The organism is Nocardia lasii, from assembly GCF_042658545.1.
GTDB lineage: Bacteria > Actinomycetota > Actinomycetes > Mycobacteriales > Mycobacteriaceae > Nocardia > Nocardia lasii.
Genome location: NZ_JBHSQN010000001.1, coordinates 336536 through 354103 on the forward strand (window position 1 = coordinate 336536; position 17568 = coordinate 354103).

Sequence of the window (17568 nt, forward strand, 5' to 3'; positions counted from 1 at the left end):
CACTCGGTCGGGTGCCCGTGACAACTGTGGCCGCCTCGCGGCCGAAACTCCATGCCTATATCGACGTCGCCGTGGTGCTCGTCGTGCTGGCGGGCACCAACCTGATCGCCCACTTCACCACCGCGTGGGCCAATATCGTCATCGTGCCGATCGCGGCCGTCGCGCTGCTCGCGCTGATGCGCCGACGCGGCCTCGGCTGGGCCGAACTCGGGCTCTCGCCGCGGCACTGGAAACGCGGCACGCTCTACGCGGTCGGCGCGGTCGGGATCGTGGTAACCGCCGTCGCGATCGGCGCGCTGCTGCCGATCACCCGGCCGTTCTTCCTCGCCGACCGGTACGCGACGATCTCCGGCGCGCTGATCGCGTCGATGATCGTGATCCCGTTGCAGACCGTGATTCCCGAGGAACTCGCGTTCCGCGGTGTCCTGCACGGCACCCTCGATCGCGTCCTCGGCGTGCGCGGACTCTTCGCGGCCGCGTCGCTCATGTTCGGCCTGTGGCATATCGCGTCCTCGTTCGGCCTGACCTCGGGCAACAAGGGCCTGTCCGGCATCGTCGGCGGCGGCGTGGTCGGCCAGATCGCCGGCATCACGCTGGCAGTCCTCGCCACCGCCGCGGCCGGCATGGTCTTCACCTGGCTGCGCCGCCGCAGCGGCAGCCTGCTCGCCCCCATCGCCCTGCACTGGTCCCTCAACGGCGCGGGCGCCCTGGCCGCCGCCCTCGTCTGGCACACCGCCCTGCGCTGAGCTGGTCAGTCGATCACCACGCTCTCACGGTCGAATTCGCGCGCGTTCGCGTCACCAGAGCGTGGTGATCAAACGTCCAACGCCGGGAATCGACCTGGTGTCGTTGACCGGGGCACGGTCGGGGTTTACGCTCTTCTGCAATCACACATATGTTCGATAGTTCATGTGTTCGAGTGACGCGGAAGGCGCGAGATGTCCGACTATCGGTCGATCGAGAACGCGGGTGTCGCGCCGAACTCCGAGATCGCGGCGCTGGCCGAGCGGGTTGCCGCGGCTCGGGACAAGCTGCCGCTGCAACACGACACGGCTCTCTACGAGGCGCTCTCCGATGCCGAGATCCGCGCTGAACGCGAGTTGGCCGAATGGGTTCGGGGCCAGCGGCGCAAACAGCGGCGCCAAGCGGTCGTCGACGAGCTCGCGGCCGAGCAGCGGGACCGACGTACCGGCGGGCGTATTCGCCGCACCGACGAGGCCGACGCGCGCTGGCATCGCCAAGCCCTCGCCGCGCGACGCCGGGTCTCCAGTGCCGACGCGCGGCTGGCTCAGCTGTACAAGCGGGCGGAATGGTCGTCGCGGGCGCTGATCGGGGTCGTGGTGCTCGGCATGGTGTGGGCCGGGGTGAACGTGCAGCGCAACCTCGTGCCTAGCGGGGACATGAGCGATCCGCTCTACTGGCTCAGCTTCGGCATCGAGGCGATGATCTCGATCCCGATCATCGTCATCATGGTCGCCGCCACCACCGCCGCCCGCTGGGGACGCGAACTCGAACGCGGCAAGGTCCTCCTGTTCGAACTCGCCCTGCTCGGCACCACCGTGGCCCTCAACACCGGCCCCCACCTCGCCGCCGGATCCTTCGGCCGCGCAGCCGAATTCGCTATCGCACCGGTGATGGTCGGGGTGGTGATCTGGTTACACGCGTGGGTGTCGGCGCGGTATGCGATGTTGATCGAGAGTGCGTCGGTGGAAATGCCCGGGGATGTCAGCCACTCCCCCGCCGGGCGGGCTCAGCCGGTCGGAACCGAGCCGGTCAGCGCCCAGCTGGTCGACCCTCAACCGGTCAGCGGCCAGGCGGTCGGTGCCCAGCAGGTCAGCGCCCAGGCGGTCAGCGCCCAGCCGGTCGGTGCCCAGGCGGTCAACGCTCAGCCGGTCGACGCTCAGCCGGTCGACGCTCAGCCGGTCGACGCTCAGCCATTCGTCACCGAGCCCGACTTCGGCGTGGACCACCTGGTCGCCGAGGCCGAGCGGATCACCGCCGCCGCGCCTCGCCTCTCCTCGCACGGGGTTCGCCGACCCGCTACCGACAAGTCGAACACCCCCGGCGGCCTCGAACTCATCCACAAAACGGCCGCCGACCATCGCCGCAACGGCAGCGAGCACGTGCGGCCCCATGGCGCCGCCACCACCTTGCGGCGAATACCGGTCACCACCGCCGCGCAGTCGCCCGCTGGCGACGCGACCGGTACCGACCCGGTTCCCGAGGCGACGATGCACGCCGGCGTCGTCGCCCGTGACCCCGATGGCGATACCTCACCCACCGATTCCCCGGTGGCGCACACCGATCCACACCCCCCGGCCGAGCCCGAACAGCTCACCCTCGCCGAGGAGCTCATCCTGGTCGCCGAGCCGGAGAGCCCTCGAGGCGATTCGACCGAGCGGGGCGCCGCGACTCGCACGTCAGCCGCGCCCGCGACTTCGCCTGTCGGCGCGGTCCACACCGACACCCGCCGGACCGCCTCCCCGACTCCGACTGTCGGCGCGACCCACACCGACGGCGAGCTGCCCGCGATCGACCTCGACACGACAGCCGAGCCCGCCGCACCGTCCGAGCCCGCGTCGCCGTCCGAGCCCGCGTCGCCGTCCGAGCCCGCGTCGCCGTCCGAGCCCGCGTCGCCGTCCGAGCCCGCGTCGCCGTCCGAGCCCGCGTCGCCGTCCGAGCCCGCTGCCTTAGCCGATCCGAACGCGCGTGCCGCCGAAGGCATCGCACCTCACCCCGAACAGCCCACCACTACCGAGCCGAGCACCGCGGAGCCAGAAGCCGGAGCATCCGAACCCGACGACGCGATCACCGACGAAGACCTGTCGACCGAATCGAACACCCCGGACCTCGACGAGGACACCCCCGCCGACGACTTCGACTACGACGACACCGAAGTTCGCGCCCTGGCCCGTCAGATCGCCACCCGCAACCCCTTGCGCCTGACCCTCGAACAGATCGAGGAGATCCTCGAACTCACCGACCAATCCTGGACCCCGCGCAGCATCGGCAGCGAGGTCGGCGTCCCCAGCAGCACGGTCACCAACATCGTCGAGTTCGCCCACAAGATCCGCCAGCCCTACGCCTTCACCGGCTGACCCCAGCACCCACGACAAAAGGCCCGCCCCACACCGGGAGCGGGCCTTCGTCGTATGACGGCACTACACCGCCACAACGACGAAAGCCCGCCTCCCACAAGGGGAAACGGGCCTTCGTGCGAACGATCTCGATGGATCGAGGAGGGACCTTACTTGGCCCGCTCCAGGACCTCGACCAGACGCCAGCGCTTGGTGGCCGACAGCGGACGGGTCTCCATCAGCTGAACGTGGTCGCCGACATGGGCGATCTCGTTCTCGTCATGCGCCTTCACCTTGGAGGTGGTGCGAATGATCTTGCCGTAGAGCTTGTGCCGGTGACGGTCTTCCAGCTCGACGACGATCGTCTTGTTCATCTTGTCGGACACAACGTAGCCGCTGCGAACCTTGCGGCTGTTGCGCTCTTCGGTGTTCTCGCTCATGCCGCATCTCCCTTGCCAGCGGGCGCCGTGGCCAGGCCGAGCTCGCGCTCACGCATGACCGTGTAAATGCGCGCGATCTCGTGGCGGACGACGCGCAGTCGACGGTTGTTGTCGAGCTGACCCGTCGCCATCTGGAAGCGCAGGTTGAACAGCTCTTCCTTCGACTCGCGCAGTTTGGCCACGAGCTCTTCTTCGTTGAGCTCACGGAGCTCTGCGGCCGGTGTTTCGGTAGCCATCAGAACTGCTCCTCCCTGGTCACGATCCTGCATTTCATCGGGAGCTTGTGCATCGCGCGGCGCAGGGCCTCACGAGCGGTCTCCTCGTTGGGGTAAGACATCTCGAACATGACCCGACCGGGCTTCACGTTCGCGACCCACCACTCCGGCGAACCCTTACCGGAACCCATGCGGGTTTCGGCCGGCTTCTTGGTGAGCGGGCGGTCGGGGAAGATGTTGATCCAGATCTTGCCGCCACGCTTGATGTGGCGGGTCATTGCGATACGCGCCGACTCGATCTGACGGTTGGTGACGTAGGCGGGCTCGAGAGCCTGGATGCCGTACTCACCGAAGGCCACCGCCGTGCCGCCCTTGGACATACCCGAGCGACCGGGGTGGTGCTGCTTGCGGTGCTTGAGCCTACGGGGCATCAGCATGCGTCAGCCCTCCTTGTTCTCTGCCGGAGCCTCCGCCACTGCAGTGGCGGCGCGACCGACCTCGGTGCTGGTCGCGGTGGTGCCAGTGGCGCCGGACCGACGAGGGCGGCTCGGACGCTCGCGACGCTGGCGATCCGGCGCAGCGGCAGCGGCAGCGGTCACCTCACGACGACCACCGACGATGTCACCCTTGTAGATCCAGACCTTCACACCGATGCGACCGAAGGTGGTCTTGGCCTCGTAGAGGCCGTAGTCGATGTCCGCACGCAGCGTGTGCAGCGGAACGCGACCTTCACGGTAGAACTCCGAGCGCGACATTTCGGCGCCACCGAGGCGGCCCGAGCACTGCACGCGGATGCCCTTGACGTTCGGCGAACGCATGGCCGACTGAATGGCCTTACGCATCGCACGACGGAACGCCACACGGTTGGACAGCTGCTCGGCCACACCCTGAGCAACCAGCTGCGCATCCGACTCGGGGTTCTTGACCTCGAGGATGTTCAGCTGAACCTGCTTCTTGGTGAGCTTCTCCAGCTCGGCGCGGATGCGGTCGGCTTCCGCGCCACGACGACCGATCACGATGCCGGGACGCGCGGTGTGGATATCCACACGGACGCGATCACGGGTGCGCTCGATCTCGACCTTCGAGATGCCTGCCCGCTCCATGCCAGTGGCGAGGAGCTTGCGGATCTGAACGTCTTCCTTCACGTATTCCGCGTACTGCTTGTCCGCGTACCAACGCGACTTCCAGTCGGTGGTGATACCGAGGCGGAAGCCATGGGGGTTGATTTTCTGTCCCATGTTACTTGGCCCCTCCCTTCCGGCGGCTACGAGTGGCAGCGCCGGCAGTGGGCACGCTCTCGACCTCGATGGTGATGTGGCTGGTGCGCTTACGGATCCGGAACGCACGGCCCTGGGCCCGCGGCTGGAAGCGCTTCATGGTGGCGCCCTCATCGACGAACGCGGTCGAGATGACCAGCGTCGCCGGGTTGAGGCCCAGGTTGTTCTCGGCGTTCGCCGCGGCCGAAGCCACGACCTTGGCCACGGGCTCGCTGGCAGCCTGCGGTGCGAACCGCAGGATCGCCAGCGCGTCCTCGACGCTCTTGCCGCGGACGAGGTCCACGACGCGACGCGCCTTCATCGGGGTGACCCGAACGTGCTTGGCCGTTGCGCGGGCAGTCGGGTTCTGAATGGTCTCAGTCATCGCCGCTTGCTCTTCCGGTCGTCCTTGACGTGGCTCTTGAACGTCCTGGTCGGCGCGAATTCACCAAGCTTGTGGCCGACCATGTTGTCCGAGATGAACACCGGGACATGCTTGCGACCGTCGTGGACGGCGAAAGTGTGGCCGATGAAATCGGGGATGATGGTCGAACGACGCGACCAGGTCTTGATGACCTGCTTCGTGCCCTTGTCGTTCTGCACGTCCACCTTCGCGAGGAGGTGGTCGTCGACGAACGGGCCCTTCTTGAGGCTGCGTGGCATTTCTTACCTCCTCCTTAGCGCTTCTTGCCGGTCTTGCGACGGCGAACGATGAGCTTGTCACTCGGGCGGTTGGGCTTGCGGGTGCGGCCTTCCGGCTGACCCCACGGGGAGACCGGGTGGCGACCACCGGAGGTCTTACCCTCACCACCACCGTGCGGGTGGTCGACCGGGTTCATGACGACACCACGGACGGTGGGACGACGGCCCTTCCAGCGCATACGGCCGGCCTTGCCCCAGTTGATGTTCGACTGCTCGGCGTTGCCGACCTCGCCGACGGTGGCGCGGCAGCGCACGTCGACACGGCGGATTTCACCGGAGGGCATACGAAGGGTCGCGTACGGCCCTTCCTTGCCCAGCAGCTGAATGCTCATTCCGGCGGAACGAGCCAGCTTGGCGCCGCCGCCCGGACGCAGCTCCACGTTGTGGATCGTGGTACCGGTCGGGATGTTGCGCAGCGGCAGGTTGTTACCCGGCTTGATGTCGGCCGTGGGGCCGGACTCGATCGGGCTGCCCTGCTTGATGCCCTTCGGCGCGATGATGTAGCGCTTCTCGCCGTCGGCAAAGTGCAGCAGTGCGATGTTGGCGGTGCGGTTGGGGTCGTACTCGATGTGAGCGACCTTGGCCGGGATGCCGTCCTTGTCCAGCCGACGGAAGTCGATCAGACGGTAGGCACGCTTGTGACCGCCACCGCGGTGACGCGTGGTGATGCGACCGTGCGCGTTACGACCACCGGACTTGGTGAGCGGGCGCAGCAGCGACTTCTCCGGCGTCGACCGGGTGATCTCGGCGAAGTCCGAGACGCTGGCGCCACGACGGCCCGGCGTTGTCGGCTTGTACTTACGGATTGCCATGAGTTCTTCTCTACTTTCTGGATCGCCAGTCGCTTACGCGACCGGTCCTCCGAAGATCTCGATGGGCTTGCTGTCGGCCGAGAGGGTCACGAGTGCGCGCTTGGTGTCCTTGCGCTTTCCGTAACCGAATTTGGTCCGCTTGCGCTTGCCCTGACGGTTGGCGGTATTGACGCTGGTGACCTTGACGCCGAAAACCTTCTCGACGGCGATCTTGATCTGCGTCTTGTTCGAGTCCGGGTGCACCAGGAAGGTGTAGGTGCCTTCCTCGATCAGCCCATAGGACTTCTCCGAGATGACCGGTGCGAGCAGGATGTCGCGGGGGTCGGCGATGGTGCTCACTTGCTCTCCTCCTGGGCCGCCTCGGCGGGACCGTGAACGAAAGCGTTCAGGGCCTCGACGCTGAACACCACGTCGTCGCTGTTGAGCACGTCGTAGGTGTTGAGCTGATCCGGGGCGATCGGCAGCACGTTCTGCAGGTTCGCCACGCTCTTCCACGCGGCGACGTCCTCGCGACCGACGACGACCAGGAACTTCTTGCGGCCCGAGAGCTCGGCGAGGAAGTCCTTGGCGACCTTGGTCGACGGGGCCTGACCCGCGACCAGTTCGGTGATCACGTGGATGCGCTCGTTGCGGGCCCGGTCCGACAGGGCACCGCGCAGGGCGGCGGCCTTCATCTTCTTGGGGGTCCGCTGGCTGTAGTCGCGCGGCTGCGGGCCGTGGACGGTGCCACCGCCGGCGAACTGCGGCGCACGGGTCGAGCCCTGACGGGCGCGGCCGGTGCCCTTCTGGCGGTACGGCTTCTTGCCACCACCGGAGACCTCGCCACGAGTCTTCGTGGAGTGGGTGCCCTGGCGAGCGGCGGCCAGCTGCGCGATGACGACCTGGTGCATCAGCGCGACGTTGGCGGTCACGTCGAAGATCTCCGCGGGGAGTTCGACGGTGCCTTCGGTCTTGCCGCCTGCGGCCTTAACGGTCAGCGTCAGGTTGGCCTTCTTGTCGAGGCTGGTCATGCGTGCGCACCACCCTTCACGGCGCTCTTGACGATCACGATGTTGCCCTTGCGGCCGGGGATAGCACCCTTGACCAGGAGCAAACCGTTCTCGGCGTCGACCTTGTGAACCGAGAGGTTCTGCGTGGTCACGCGGTCGTTACCCATACGGCCCGACATGCGCATGCCCTTGAACACGCGGCCGGGAGTGGCACAGCCACCGATGGAACCCGGGCGACGGTGCACAGCCTGCGCACCGTGCGAGGCGCCCTGGCCCTTGAAGCCGTGACGCTTCATGGTGCCGGCGAAGCCCTTGCCCTTGCTGATTCCGGTCACGTCGACGTAGGCGCCCTCTTCGAAGACGTCGGCCGAGAGTTCCTGGCCGATCTCGAAGGTGGAGGCATCCGCGACGCGGATCTCGGTGACGTGGCGGCGCGGGGTGACACCGGCCTTGGCGAACTGGCCGGAAGTCGGCTTGTTCACCTTGCGCGGGTCGATGGCGCCGAAAGCGATCTGCACGGCCGAATAGCCGTCGCGCTCCACGGTACGAATCTGGGTGACCACGTTCGGGCCCGCCTTGATGACGGTGACCGGGACGACGCGGTTCTTCTCGTCGAAGACCTGGGTCATGCCGAGCTTGGTGCCCAGGATGCCGGCTGCGGGCCGGTTCTTGTTGTCAGTCATTGTGTCTCGAGTCCCCGTCACTGAATGTTGACGTCGACGCTGGCCGGCAGGTCGATGCGCATGAGCGCGTCAACCGTCTTCGGCGTCGGGTCGAGGATGTCGATGAGGCGTTTGTGCGTGCGCATCTCGAAGTGTTCGCGCGAGTCCTTGTACTTGTGCGGCGAACGGATGACGCAGTAGATGTTCTTCTCGGTCGGCAACGGCACAGGCCCGACCACACGGGCGCCGGTGCGGGTCACCGTTTCCACGATCTTGCGCGCTGACGCGTCGATCGCCTCGTGGTCATAGGCCTTGAGCCTGATGCGGATCTTTTGTCCCGCCACGCTAAGTGTCCTTTTCTCCGCTTTCCTTCGTGGTCACAGGAGCTGGCTCCTGCACCACCCTCATTTGCACAGCCCGAACACACGAAGACGGCCCAGCGTGGTTTCCCACTGAAGACCCGCAACCAGGGCACCAAGAAGGCACTACCTAGTCCTCGCCGCTGTTCATCTGTCATGGTTCTCCGGTCCACGCGGTCGGGCGTGTCGCCCTAACGCTCATTCTCCGACCCCGGTCAACTACTCACCACTGGGCCGGGAAAACGTGGTCCCGAACGTATCCACACCGGCGAACCGGCGAGATACAAACTACTGCTCCCCCTGTTCAGGCCATCTCCTCCGAAGAGGTAGACAATCCTGCACAAGGCAACCCGAACAGTATGCACCATGCCGACGAGGCTCTTCAAATCGGGGGTCATGAGGCATCGATCACGCCCCCAAAGAGGCTCATACCTGGACCGCACCGCCGGCTGGGCTGTACCGGTCCATGGTAGCTGGCGCGACGCCCGCCCTGGTCATCGGAGGCTTCCCGCCGAACTTACTTCTGAGTAAGATAACCGCATGACACACGAGACCGCGACCTACCGCGGCTGGAAGAAGCTGCCCGACAACCGCATCGGGCACGCCCTGTTCTCCCTCGGCATGGTCGCCCGGGTCCCCTACTTCGGCACCGTGCTCCCCCAGGTGATCCGGCTCGAGCCCGGCGTCTGCGAGGTGACCTCGCCGAAGTGGTTCGGCATCCACAACCACCTCGGCACCTTCCACGCCATCGCGGCCTGCAATCTGGCCGAGGTGGCGATGGGCATGCTCAGCGAGGCCACGGTGCCCACCACCCACCGCTGGATCCCCAAGTCGATGAACGTGCAGTACCTGGCCAAGGCCGAATCGAGCCTGCGCGCGGTGGCGAAGCTGGCCGAGGTCCCGGACTTCGCGACGATCACCGAGGGCACGGAGCTGACCGTCCCCGTCTCGATCTACGACAGGGACGGCATCGAGGTCGTGCACGCCGAGATCACCACCTGGGTCACGCCGCGCTGATCGGTCGGTGGCGCCCCACCGCGCCGGTACGGTGGTCGACAAGACGACAGGATGGGGAGTTCCGATGTTGGAAGTCGCCGGCGTGACGCGCCGGTTCGGGGACAACGTCGCGGTCGACGACGTGTCGTTCACGGTGCGTCCCGGCGCGCTCACCGGATTCGTCGGCGGCAACGGCGCGGGCAAGACCACCACCATGCGAATGATCATGGGGGTCTTGGCAATTCAGTCCGGCGAGATCCGCTGGCACGGGCACCCGGCCACCGAACTGGACCGGCGCTCGTTCGGGTACATGCCCGAGGAACGCGGCCTCTATCCCAAGCAGCCGGTGTTCGATCAGCTCGTCTACCTGGGCCGCCTGCGCGGTCTGGCCACCGACGCGGCCAAGGCGCGCACCGCGAGTCTGCTGGAGCGGTTCGAGTTGGCCGGGCGCGGCAAGGACAAGCTCGAATCGCTGTCGCTGGGCAATCAGCAGCGGGTGCAGATCGCGGCGGCGGTGATCGCCCAGCCCTCGGCGCTGATCCTGGACGAACCGTTCTCCGGTCTCGATCCGCTGGCGGTCGACTCGATGGTGGAGTTGCTGCGCGAGTTCGCCGATCAGGGTGTGCCGGTGCTGTTCTCCTCGCATCAGCTGGACCTGGTCGAGCGACTGTGCGATCAGCTGGTCGTGCTCGCCGCGGGCAAGGTGGTCGGGCACGGTTCGGTCGAGGAATTGCGGTCCAAGGGCGGCACCCGGTATCGGCTGGTGGTCGACGGCGATCCGGGCTGGGTGCGCGAGCAGCCGGGGATCCGGGTGGTCGACAGTGCCGGGCCGGGCGTGTTGTTCGAGCTCGACGGCGGCGACACCGACGCGGTGTTGCGGACGGCGCTGTCGCGGGGTTCGGTGCGCGAGTTCACCGAGGTCCGACCCACCGTCACCGAGATCTACCGGGAGGTGACGGCATGAGCCGGTCGAGCGGTGTGTGGCGGATCGTGGCGGGCCGCGAGATCGTGGTGAAGCTGCGCGATCGCAACTTCGTGATCTCGACGGTGGTGACCATCGTCGCGATCGTCGCCTCGCTGGCCATCAGCGGTTTCCTCAGCAGCAGGCCCGACAGGGTCGAGGTCGCGGTGCTCGGCGCCGATGCCTCGGTGGTGCTCGACGCCGCGAACGGCCTGACCGAGGGCGACGATGTCTCCTTCAGCGCCCGCGTCGTCGCCGACCGCGCCGCGGTCGAACACCTCGTGCGCGAGGACGAGGTCGATGTGGGCCTCGTACCCGCCGAACCCGACGGCTGGCAGCTGATCGGCCGCAACGCCGAGAACGACAACGCCACCACCTACCTCACCGCCGCCGTGCGACAGCTCACGCTGGAACGCAATGCCGCCGCGGCGGGGATCTCGCTCGCGGAGCTGGGTCGGGGCGCGACGGTGACCTACGACCTGCTCGAACCGGGCGCGATCGACCCGGGTCTGAGCAAGATCGTCGCGTTCGTGTTCGCGTTCCTGTTCTATATGGCCTCGGTGCTGTTCGGGCTGTCCATCGCGCAGAGCGTGGTGGAGGAGAAGCAGAACCGGATCGTGGAGATCCTGGCCAGTGCGATGCCGTTGCGGCAGTTGCTGATCGGCAAGGTCGCGGGCAATACGGTGTTGGCGTTCATCCAGTTGGTGCTGTTCGTCGGGGCCGGGTTGACGGGGTTGGCGGTCACCGATCGGGGTGCGCAGCTGGGGCAGATCGCCGGGGCGGCGGGCTGGTTCGTCGTCTTCTTCGTGGTCGGGTTCCTGGCCCTGGCCAGCCTCTGGGCCGTCGCGGGAGCGCTGGCCACCCGCAGCGAGGACCTCCAGTCCACTTCGACGCCGCTGACCATGTTCATCATGATCGTGCTGTTCATCGGCATCTTCGTCACCGGCACGGCCCGCGTCGTGGCCTCCTACGTCCCGATCACCTCGATCGTGGCCATGCCCGCCCGGCTCGCCGAGGGCACCGCGGCCTGGTGGGAACCGTTCGTCGCGCTGGCCCTGATGGGCGTGGCCACCTACGGCATCGTCGTGCTGGCCGAGAAGATCTACCGCCGCTCGCTCATGCAGACCCAGGGTCGCCTGACGATGCGTCAGGCCCTCGCGCTCGAGGACTAGGGACGTGAGGACCGGCACACGGTGCTTGCACGGCTGTGGGTCGCCGGATTGGATGAGAGCGTGAGCGTTGCGCGGGAATTCGATATCTGTGTGGTCGGCCTCGGCCCGGCCGGGCGGGGTTTGGCGCATCGTGCCACGGTGGCGGGCCTGCGGGTGGCGGCGGTGGACCCGCGCCCGGATCGACTGTTCCCGCCCACCTTCTCCTGCTGGGTCGACGAGCTGCCCGACTGGTTGCCCGCCGACGCGGTCGCCCAGCTGATCGCCGCGCCGACGGTGTGGACGAAAGCCGAGCACCGGATCGAACGCCCCTACTGCGTGCTGTCGAAGGCAGGCCTGCACGCCGCCCTCGCCCTGGACGACGCGACGGTTTTCGCCGACCGCGCACGTCGGGTCGACGCGCACGAGGTCGAACTCGCGGACGGCACGGTGATCTCGACGGGCACGGTGTTCGACACCAGGGGCCTGCCCACGCTCGGCCGTCGCCGCGCCGCCTCGGCCCATGGCATCTTCGTCGACGCCGAGACCGCGGCCCCGATGGTCGCCGAAGGCGAAGGGCTGCTGCTGGATTGGCGGCCGGAGAACGGTGCGGGCCCCGACGAGCCGCCGTCGTTCCTCTACGCGGTCCCGCTCGGGGACGGGACGGTGATCTTCGAGGAGACCAGTCTCGGCCTGCGCGGCGGGATGCCGCAGCACGAGTTACGCAAGCGCACGCTCAACCGGATGGCCGCCCACGGCATCACCCTCACCGGCGACGAACCCCACGAGGCCGCCCACTATCCCCTCGACCAGCCCCCGCCGAAGAAGGGCACCGCCGTCGCGGTCCCGTTCGGCTCGCGCGGCGGCATGATGCATCCCTGTACCGGCTACAGCGTGGCCGACTCGCTCGCCCTGGCCGACACCGCGGTCGCGGCGGTCCAGCGGGGCGAGAGCCCGATCGACGCCCTGTGGCCGCTGCGCGCGCGGGCCGTCTACTGGATGCGGATGCGCGGCCTGTGGGGCCTGGGCCGACTCACCACCGACCAGTCCATCGCCATGTTCGACGCGTTCTTCACCGAATCCGACCGCCGCCAGCGCGCCCTGCTCTCGGCCCACGACGACTACACCGCCCTCGGCGCGGCCCTGTTCAACACCGTGGCCCACACCTGGCCGTTCCGCTGGCGCTACGACCTGGTCGGCTGGACCAACCGGGATCGCTGGCTCGACTACCCCTTCGCCCCGGCCTCGGTCGACGAAACATTGGCATAAACGTGCAGCCGATGTCCGCATGGGCGCGAATTCGGCCCGAAACGACATCGGCTGCACGGTTATGCCACCTCAGGAGGACTGCGCGGCCTTCTTGTAGCCGACGATCGCCGGGTAGGCGAAGACCACGATCATGCCGACCGTCCACGCGACGGTCTTGAGCAGCGGTTCGGCGACCGGGCCGCCGTAGGACAGCCCCTTCATCGCGTCGATCGCGCAGCTCATCGGCTGGTTGGCGACGATGCTCTGCAACCAGGTGGGGTAGGCGATCACCGGGACGAACCCGGTGTTGAAGAACATCAGCAGGGTGTTGACGATGCCGATCAGGCTGACCAGCATCACGCCCTCGGTGATCGTGGCCAGCGCGGTCACCATCACCGCGAACCCGAGGCCGAACAGCACCGGCACGCAGACCAGCGCGATATTGGCCAGCGGGTCCTCCATGAACAGGAACCCCAGCGGCACCGCGACGAGCAGCACGATGATCGTGGTGACCAGGATGCGCAGCACCTCGGCCAGCAGTCGCCCGGTCAGCAGCGACGCCTGGTTGAGCGGCATCGTGTAGAACCGGCTGAGCAGCCCGGACGCCTTCTCGCGTTTGAAGCCGAGCGCGCTGACGACCGCGCCGGTCATGGCCGCGATCAGGGTGAGCAGCGCGGCCTGGCCGTAGATGCTGGGGGTGCCGCTGTAGGCGGTGATGTAGTCGCCGAGCACGATGCGGAACATCAGCAGGGTCACGGCCGGGTAGGCGATGACCTGGATGGTGGTCGATGGGTCGCGCAGCCACACCATGAGCAGGCGTTTGCACTGGAGCAGGCTGTGGACGAACCAGGTCGACAGCGCGTTCTCGGGCTTGGCCTTCACCACCGGCAGCTGGGCCGCGGCCTGGGCCACCGCCGCCTGCGAGGGGAGCTTCTCGGTAGTTGTCATGATCGCCTCACACTCGCCCACACCGCCAGTGGGAGGAACAGAACCGCCGCGCCGCCGATCCAGACCAGCGACACCCAACTGCCCGCCCAGCTCAGCTGGCCGGCGGCCATATCGCTGAGGGTTTGGGCGAACTGCGAGATCGGCTGGTTGCGCGCGAAGGCTCGCGCCCAACTCGGGAAGGCGGCCTCGGGCACGAAGCCGGTCGAGAGCATGCCGAAGATCAGGATCGGCAGGGTCAGGGCCTGGCTGAGCGCCTCGGGGTTCTTGGTGAGGCTGCCGAGCGCGTCGGCGCCCAGCGTGAGCACCACGCCGACGGCGAGGGCGAAACCGCAGAACGCGAGTGCCTGGGGCAGGCCGCCGGTGAACCGGAACCCGATCATGAAGCCGTAGCCGATGGTGGCCGCGAGCGACACCGTGGAGCGGACCATGCCCGCGCAGATGCGCGACATCAGCGGCACGAGCGCGCCGATCGGCATGGTCTGCAGGCGCGTGCTCAGGCCGGTGAGTGCCTCGAAGGCGGCCAGCTGGGCGTTCGACATCATCGTCATCGCCATGGTCTGCAAGACGATGATCGGCATCACGTACTGCGCGTAGTCGATGCCCTGGACCTGCATGACGTAGCGCAGGGGCAGGTAGAAGGCGACCGTGATCACCAGCGGGAAGAGCACCGCCACGATCAGCTCACCCTTGGTGGCCATCGTGTAGACGATGCGCCCGGTCAGCGCGCGCCACTGCGCGAAGCTGTTCGGGTGCACCTCGGGGAGTTCGGCGAACAGCGCGGTCGCCGCGGGGGTGGACACGCTCACTACTGGCCGCCCGAGTGACCGGTGATGGACAGGAACACGTCGTCGAGCGAGGGCCTGCGCAGCGCGATGTCGGCGAGTTCGATGCCGGCGTTGTCGAGCCTGCGCAGTGCCTCGGCGAGCGTGGCGGCGCCTTCGGGGGCGGGGATCGACAGCTTGTCGGCGCCGTCGATCTCGGCGGCGACGGCGGCCGGGACCAGATCACCGAGGGCCTTGACGGTGGCGGCGATGCGGCTCAGGTCCAGCGGGACGATCTCGCAGTAGTTGCCGCCGGTCTTGGCCTTGAGCTGGTCGGCGGTGCCCTCGGCGATGACCGTGCCCTTGTCGATGACGATGATGTTGTCGCTGAGCACGTCGGCCTCTTCGAGGTACTGCGTGGTCAGCAGCACCGTGATGCCCTGGTTCTTGAGCGCGGTGACCAGGTCCCACACGCCCTGGCGGCTGCGCGGGTCGAGGCCGGTGGTCGGCTCGTCGAGGAACACCACCTCGGGCCGCACGACCAGCCCGCAGGCGATGTCGACGCGACGCCGCATGCCGCCGGAGTAGTTGCGCACGGCCCGCTTACCCGCGCTGACCAGGTCGAATTCCTCGAGCAGCACCTCGGCGCGCTTGCGGGCGGCCGATTTGGTCAGGCCCATCAGGCGCCCGAACAGCTCGAGGTTCTCCCGGCCGGTCAGGTTCTCGTCGAGCGCGGCGTACTGGCCGGTCATCATGATCGAGCGGCGCACGGCCGCGGGGTCGGTGAGCACGCTGTGCCCGGCCACCACGGCGTCGCCGGAATCGGGGCGGAGCAGGGTCGACAGGACCTTCACCATCGTGGTCTTGCCCGCGCCGTTGGGGCCGAGGATGCCCAGCACACTGGCCTTGTCGGCCTGGAAACTGATGCCACGCAGCGCGTGCACGTCGCCGAACGACTTGCGCACATCGGACACCAGCACCGCGGGTTCCGGGTCGCGTGACACGACACCATCTGCGGACTTCTCCACTGAGATCGAACTCGGCATCAACTCTCCACCATCGGCCGGGTGCGCACGGCCCTGAACGAGACGAGCGCACGCGGAAGCAGTACTTCCCGGTAAGGGATCCAAACCGTTCGGCGCGATGTTACCGGTCCGACAGTTTTCCTGGCCGAGTCTGCGCAGACCGGCATAGTTCGCGCGCCCCGGCGGTGAGGTTGCTCACCGGGGCAGGGCAGGGGCAGTGCGCTGACCTTGTCGAGTCGGTCAACCGCCCATACGCTTGCCCTCGGGGAAACACCCGTCTCACGAGCCCGCGTGCGGGCGTGATCGATTTGTGGGAGGTGACCATGGAGTCGGCATCCGCCACCGCGCCGACGGGTCGGTCCGATGTGCTCACCGCGTTCGACCCGCGCACGGGTGAACAGCTCGCGCAATATCCGGTGCGCAGTCCGGCCGAGGTCGCCCGTGCGGTGCGCTCCGCTCACGCCACCCAGAACTGGTGGGGCGAGCTGGGTTTCGGCGCGCGCAAGCGGCTTCTGCTCGATTGGCGGCGCCAGATCGCCAGGAACACGGGCGAATTGGTGGAGATCCTGCGCGGCGAGACCGGCAAGCCCGAGGCCGACGCCACCCTCGAGGTGATCCTGGCGGTGGAGAATCTGGACTGGGCCGCGCGCAACGCCGAGCGCACGCTGGGTCGAAAGCGCTTGTCCACCGGGTGGTTCACGCGCAACCAGCACGCTTCGGTCGGGTATCTGCCGCTCGGGGTGGTCGGGGTGCTCGGCGCGTGGAACAACCCGGTGTTCACGCCGATGAGTTCGATCGCCTACGCCATGGCGGCGGGTAACGCGGTGGTGTTCAAGCCGCACGAGTTGTGCAGCGGGGTCGGTACCTGGCTGGCCGACAGCTGGGCCGCGGTGGCGCCGGAAAACCCGGTGCTGCAAGCGATTACCGGCGACGGCCGGACCGCGACGGCGCTGTGCAAGGCCGAGGTGGACAAGATCGCCTATGCCGGGCCCGAAGCCGGTGGGCGCGAGGTGATCTCGCTGTGCGCGCAGACGCTCACACCGGTGGTGTTGGAGCACAGCGGCAAGGGTTCGATGATCGTGCACGTCGACGCGGTGCTCGACGCGGCGGCCGAGGCGGCGGTGTTCGGGGCGATGGCGAACGCGGGGCAGAACGCGTCGGGGATCCAGCGCTGTTATGTGGCCGACTCGGTGTTCGATGATTTCCTGGCGCGGGTGGCCGAGCGGGCCGCGAGGCTGCGACCCGGCGCCGACAATCGCGCCTCCTACGGGCCGATGATCAACGCCGCGCAGGTCGAGGTGGTGCACCGGCAGGTCCGCGACGCGCTCGCGCGCGGCGGGCACGCGGTCCTGGGCGGGCTCGACTCGTTCCGCGACCCGTATGTGGAGCCGATCGTGCTGGCCGAGGTTCCCGAGGACAGCATCGCCATCACCGGCGAGGGCATCGGCCCCGTGCTGGTGGTGAACCGCGTCGCCGACCTGGCCGACGCCGTCACCCGCGTGAACGCCGCCGCCAACGGCATCGCCGTCACGATCTTCACCCGCGACATCCCCAGCGCCGAGTTCGTCGCCGAACAGCTGAAAGTCGGTGTGGTGACGGTGAATTCGTCCACCGCCTTCACCGGCATCCCCGCTCTGCCCTTCGGCGGCGTCGGCGAGTACGGCCAGGGCCACAGCCACGGCCAACAGGGCCTGCGCGAATTCAGCCGCACCATGTCCATCGCCCGCCGCCGCTACCGCACCCCCGTCCGCCTCTCGACCTTCGACCGCCGCCCCGGCCACCTCCAGACCGCGAAGGCCCTGTTCCGCCTCCGCCACGGGCGCGGCTGACCAGCGGGCCGAGTTCACCGCTACCGATCAGGTCGCACGGCTAGGACGGGAGCAGTCCGGTACGGGACAACCGCTGAGCAGGCCCGCGTCGGGCAGCGTCGCGAGCGCGCCGGCTGTTCGGGGCCGTGGCACCGTCACGG

General features: G+C 67.9%; 21 protein-coding genes. 7 read left to right on the forward strand and 14 right to left on the reverse strand.

The features are described from left to right. The first annotated feature begins 11 nt into the window (after positions 1-11). Together ACFP3H_RS01615 and ACFP3H_RS01620 are read left to right on the forward strand one after the other, a co-directional pair. The gene (locus ACFP3H_RS01615) at positions 12-746 is read left to right on the forward strand and encodes a CPBP family intramembrane glutamic endopeptidase (protein WP_378598395.1); all 735 of its coding nucleotides are present in this window, start codon (positions 12-14) and stop codon (positions 744-746) included. A 192-nt stretch (positions 747-938) separates the two neighbouring features. After that, on the forward strand, positions 939-3098 hold the full coding sequence (locus ACFP3H_RS01620) for a hypothetical protein (RefSeq protein WP_378598397.1): 2160 nt from the start codon (positions 939-941) through the stop codon (positions 3096-3098). A gap of 149 nt (positions 3099-3247) precedes the next feature. On the opposite strand, the gene rpsQ is transcribed toward ACFP3H_RS01620, so the two are convergent. The 11 genes from rpsQ to rpsJ are packed head-to-tail and all read right to left on the reverse strand — an operon-like array spanning position 3248 to position 8497. Further along, the gene (gene rpsQ / locus ACFP3H_RS01625) at positions 3248-3517 is read right to left on the reverse strand and encodes a 30S ribosomal protein S17 (protein ID WP_378598399.1); all 270 of its coding nucleotides are present in this window, start codon (positions 3515-3517) and stop codon (positions 3248-3250) included. Next, positions 3514-3753, reverse strand: coding sequence for a 50S ribosomal protein L29 (gene rpmC / locus ACFP3H_RS01630; protein ID WP_378598401.1), 240 nt, complete (start codon positions 3751-3753; stop codon positions 3514-3516). The genes rpsQ and rpmC overlap by 4 nt, the downstream gene beginning before the upstream one ends. Then, positions 3753-4169, reverse strand: coding sequence for a 50S ribosomal protein L16 (gene rplP / locus ACFP3H_RS01635; RefSeq protein ID WP_378598403.1), 417 nt, complete (start codon positions 4167-4169; stop codon positions 3753-3755). Before rplP ends, rpmC begins: the two co-directional genes overlap by 1 nt. A gap of 3 nt (positions 4170-4172) precedes the next feature. Then, the gene (gene rpsC, locus ACFP3H_RS01640) at positions 4173-4970 is read right to left on the reverse strand and encodes a 30S ribosomal protein S3 (RefSeq protein WP_067491148.1); all 798 of its coding nucleotides are present in this window, start codon (positions 4968-4970) and stop codon (positions 4173-4175) included. A gap of 1 nt (position 4971) precedes the next feature. Further along, positions 4972-5373 (reverse strand): 50S ribosomal protein L22, encoded by a 402-nt coding sequence (gene rplV / locus ACFP3H_RS01645; RefSeq protein WP_378598406.1) that lies wholly within the window; start codon positions 5371-5373, stop codon positions 4972-4974. Next, positions 5370-5651, reverse strand: coding sequence for a 30S ribosomal protein S19 (rpsS, locus tag ACFP3H_RS01650; protein WP_378598408.1), 282 nt, complete (start codon positions 5649-5651; stop codon positions 5370-5372). Before rpsS ends, rplV begins: the two co-directional genes overlap by 4 nt. A 14-nt stretch (positions 5652-5665) precedes the next feature. Next, complete coding sequence (gene rplB, locus ACFP3H_RS01655; RefSeq protein WP_378598410.1) at positions 5666-6502, reverse strand: 50S ribosomal protein L2; 837 nt, start codon at positions 6500-6502, stop codon at positions 5666-5668. 33 nt (positions 6503-6535) lie between these two features. Continuing rightward, positions 6536-6841: a 50S ribosomal protein L23 gene (gene rplW, locus ACFP3H_RS01660; RefSeq protein ID WP_067448314.1), complete on the reverse strand. Its 306-nt coding sequence runs from the start codon at positions 6839-6841 to the stop codon at positions 6536-6538. Next, positions 6838-7512 carry a 50S ribosomal protein L4 gene (gene rplD / locus ACFP3H_RS01665; protein WP_378598413.1) on the reverse strand — a complete coding sequence of 225 codons (675 nt, stop codon included), beginning with the start codon at positions 7510-7512 and terminating at the stop codon, positions 6838-6840. Before rplD ends, rplW begins: the two co-directional genes overlap by 4 nt. After that, positions 7509-8174 carry a 50S ribosomal protein L3 gene (gene rplC / locus ACFP3H_RS01670; RefSeq protein WP_378598416.1) on the reverse strand — a complete coding sequence of 222 codons (666 nt, stop codon included), beginning with the start codon at positions 8172-8174 and terminating at the stop codon, positions 7509-7511. The genes rplD and rplC overlap by 4 nt, the downstream gene beginning before the upstream one ends. Positions 8175-8191: 17 nt before the next feature. Continuing rightward, positions 8192-8497: a 30S ribosomal protein S10 gene (rpsJ, locus tag ACFP3H_RS01675; protein ID WP_040804197.1), complete on the reverse strand. Its 306-nt coding sequence runs from the start codon at positions 8495-8497 to the stop codon at positions 8192-8194. Between the two features lie 555 nt (positions 8498-9052). Between rpsJ and ACFP3H_RS01680 the strand changes: the two genes are divergently transcribed. From ACFP3H_RS01680 to ACFP3H_RS01695, 4 genes are all read left to right on the forward strand, one after another. Further along, a complete protein-coding gene (locus ACFP3H_RS01680; protein ID WP_378598420.1) occupies positions 9053-9529 on the forward strand; it encodes a hotdog fold domain-containing protein in 477 nt (158 codons plus the stop codon). A gap of 64 nt (positions 9530-9593) precedes the next feature. Further along, entirely contained in the window at positions 9594-10472 is an 879-nt protein-coding gene (locus tag ACFP3H_RS01685) for an ABC transporter ATP-binding protein (protein WP_378598423.1), read from the forward strand. Beyond that, a complete protein-coding gene (locus ACFP3H_RS01690; RefSeq protein ID WP_378598426.1) occupies positions 10469-11641 on the forward strand; it encodes an ABC transporter permease in 1173 nt (390 codons plus the stop codon). The genes ACFP3H_RS01685 and ACFP3H_RS01690 overlap by 4 nt, the downstream gene beginning before the upstream one ends. A 60-nt stretch (positions 11642-11701) precedes the next feature. Continuing rightward, positions 11702-12886: a lycopene cyclase family protein gene (locus ACFP3H_RS01695; protein ID WP_378598428.1), complete on the forward strand. Its 1185-nt coding sequence runs from the start codon at positions 11702-11704 to the stop codon at positions 12884-12886. A gap of 69 nt (positions 12887-12955) precedes the next feature. On the opposite strand, the gene ACFP3H_RS01700 is transcribed toward ACFP3H_RS01695, so the two are convergent. From ACFP3H_RS01700 to ACFP3H_RS01710, 3 genes are read right to left on the reverse strand one after another with little or no spacing between them, the layout of a single operon-like run. Next, positions 12956-13813, reverse strand: coding sequence for an ABC transporter permease (locus tag ACFP3H_RS01700; protein WP_378598431.1), 858 nt, complete (start codon positions 13811-13813; stop codon positions 12956-12958). Further along, positions 13810-14613, reverse strand: a complete 804-nt coding sequence (locus ACFP3H_RS01705) for an ABC transporter permease (RefSeq protein ID WP_378598434.1) — start codon at positions 14611-14613, stop codon at positions 13810-13812. The genes ACFP3H_RS01700 and ACFP3H_RS01705 overlap by 4 nt, the downstream gene beginning before the upstream one ends. Before the next feature lie 5 nt (positions 14614-14618). Beyond that, complete coding sequence (locus tag ACFP3H_RS01710; protein WP_378598437.1) at positions 14619-15620, reverse strand: ATP-binding cassette domain-containing protein; 1002 nt, start codon at positions 15618-15620, stop codon at positions 14619-14621. A gap of 302 nt (positions 15621-15922) precedes the next feature. Between ACFP3H_RS01710 and ACFP3H_RS01715 the strand changes: the two genes are divergently transcribed. After that, positions 15923-17428 (forward strand): aldehyde dehydrogenase family protein, encoded by a 1506-nt coding sequence (locus ACFP3H_RS01715; RefSeq protein ID WP_378598440.1) that lies wholly within the window; start codon positions 15923-15925, stop codon positions 17426-17428. Positions 17429-17568: the final 140 nt, after the last annotated feature.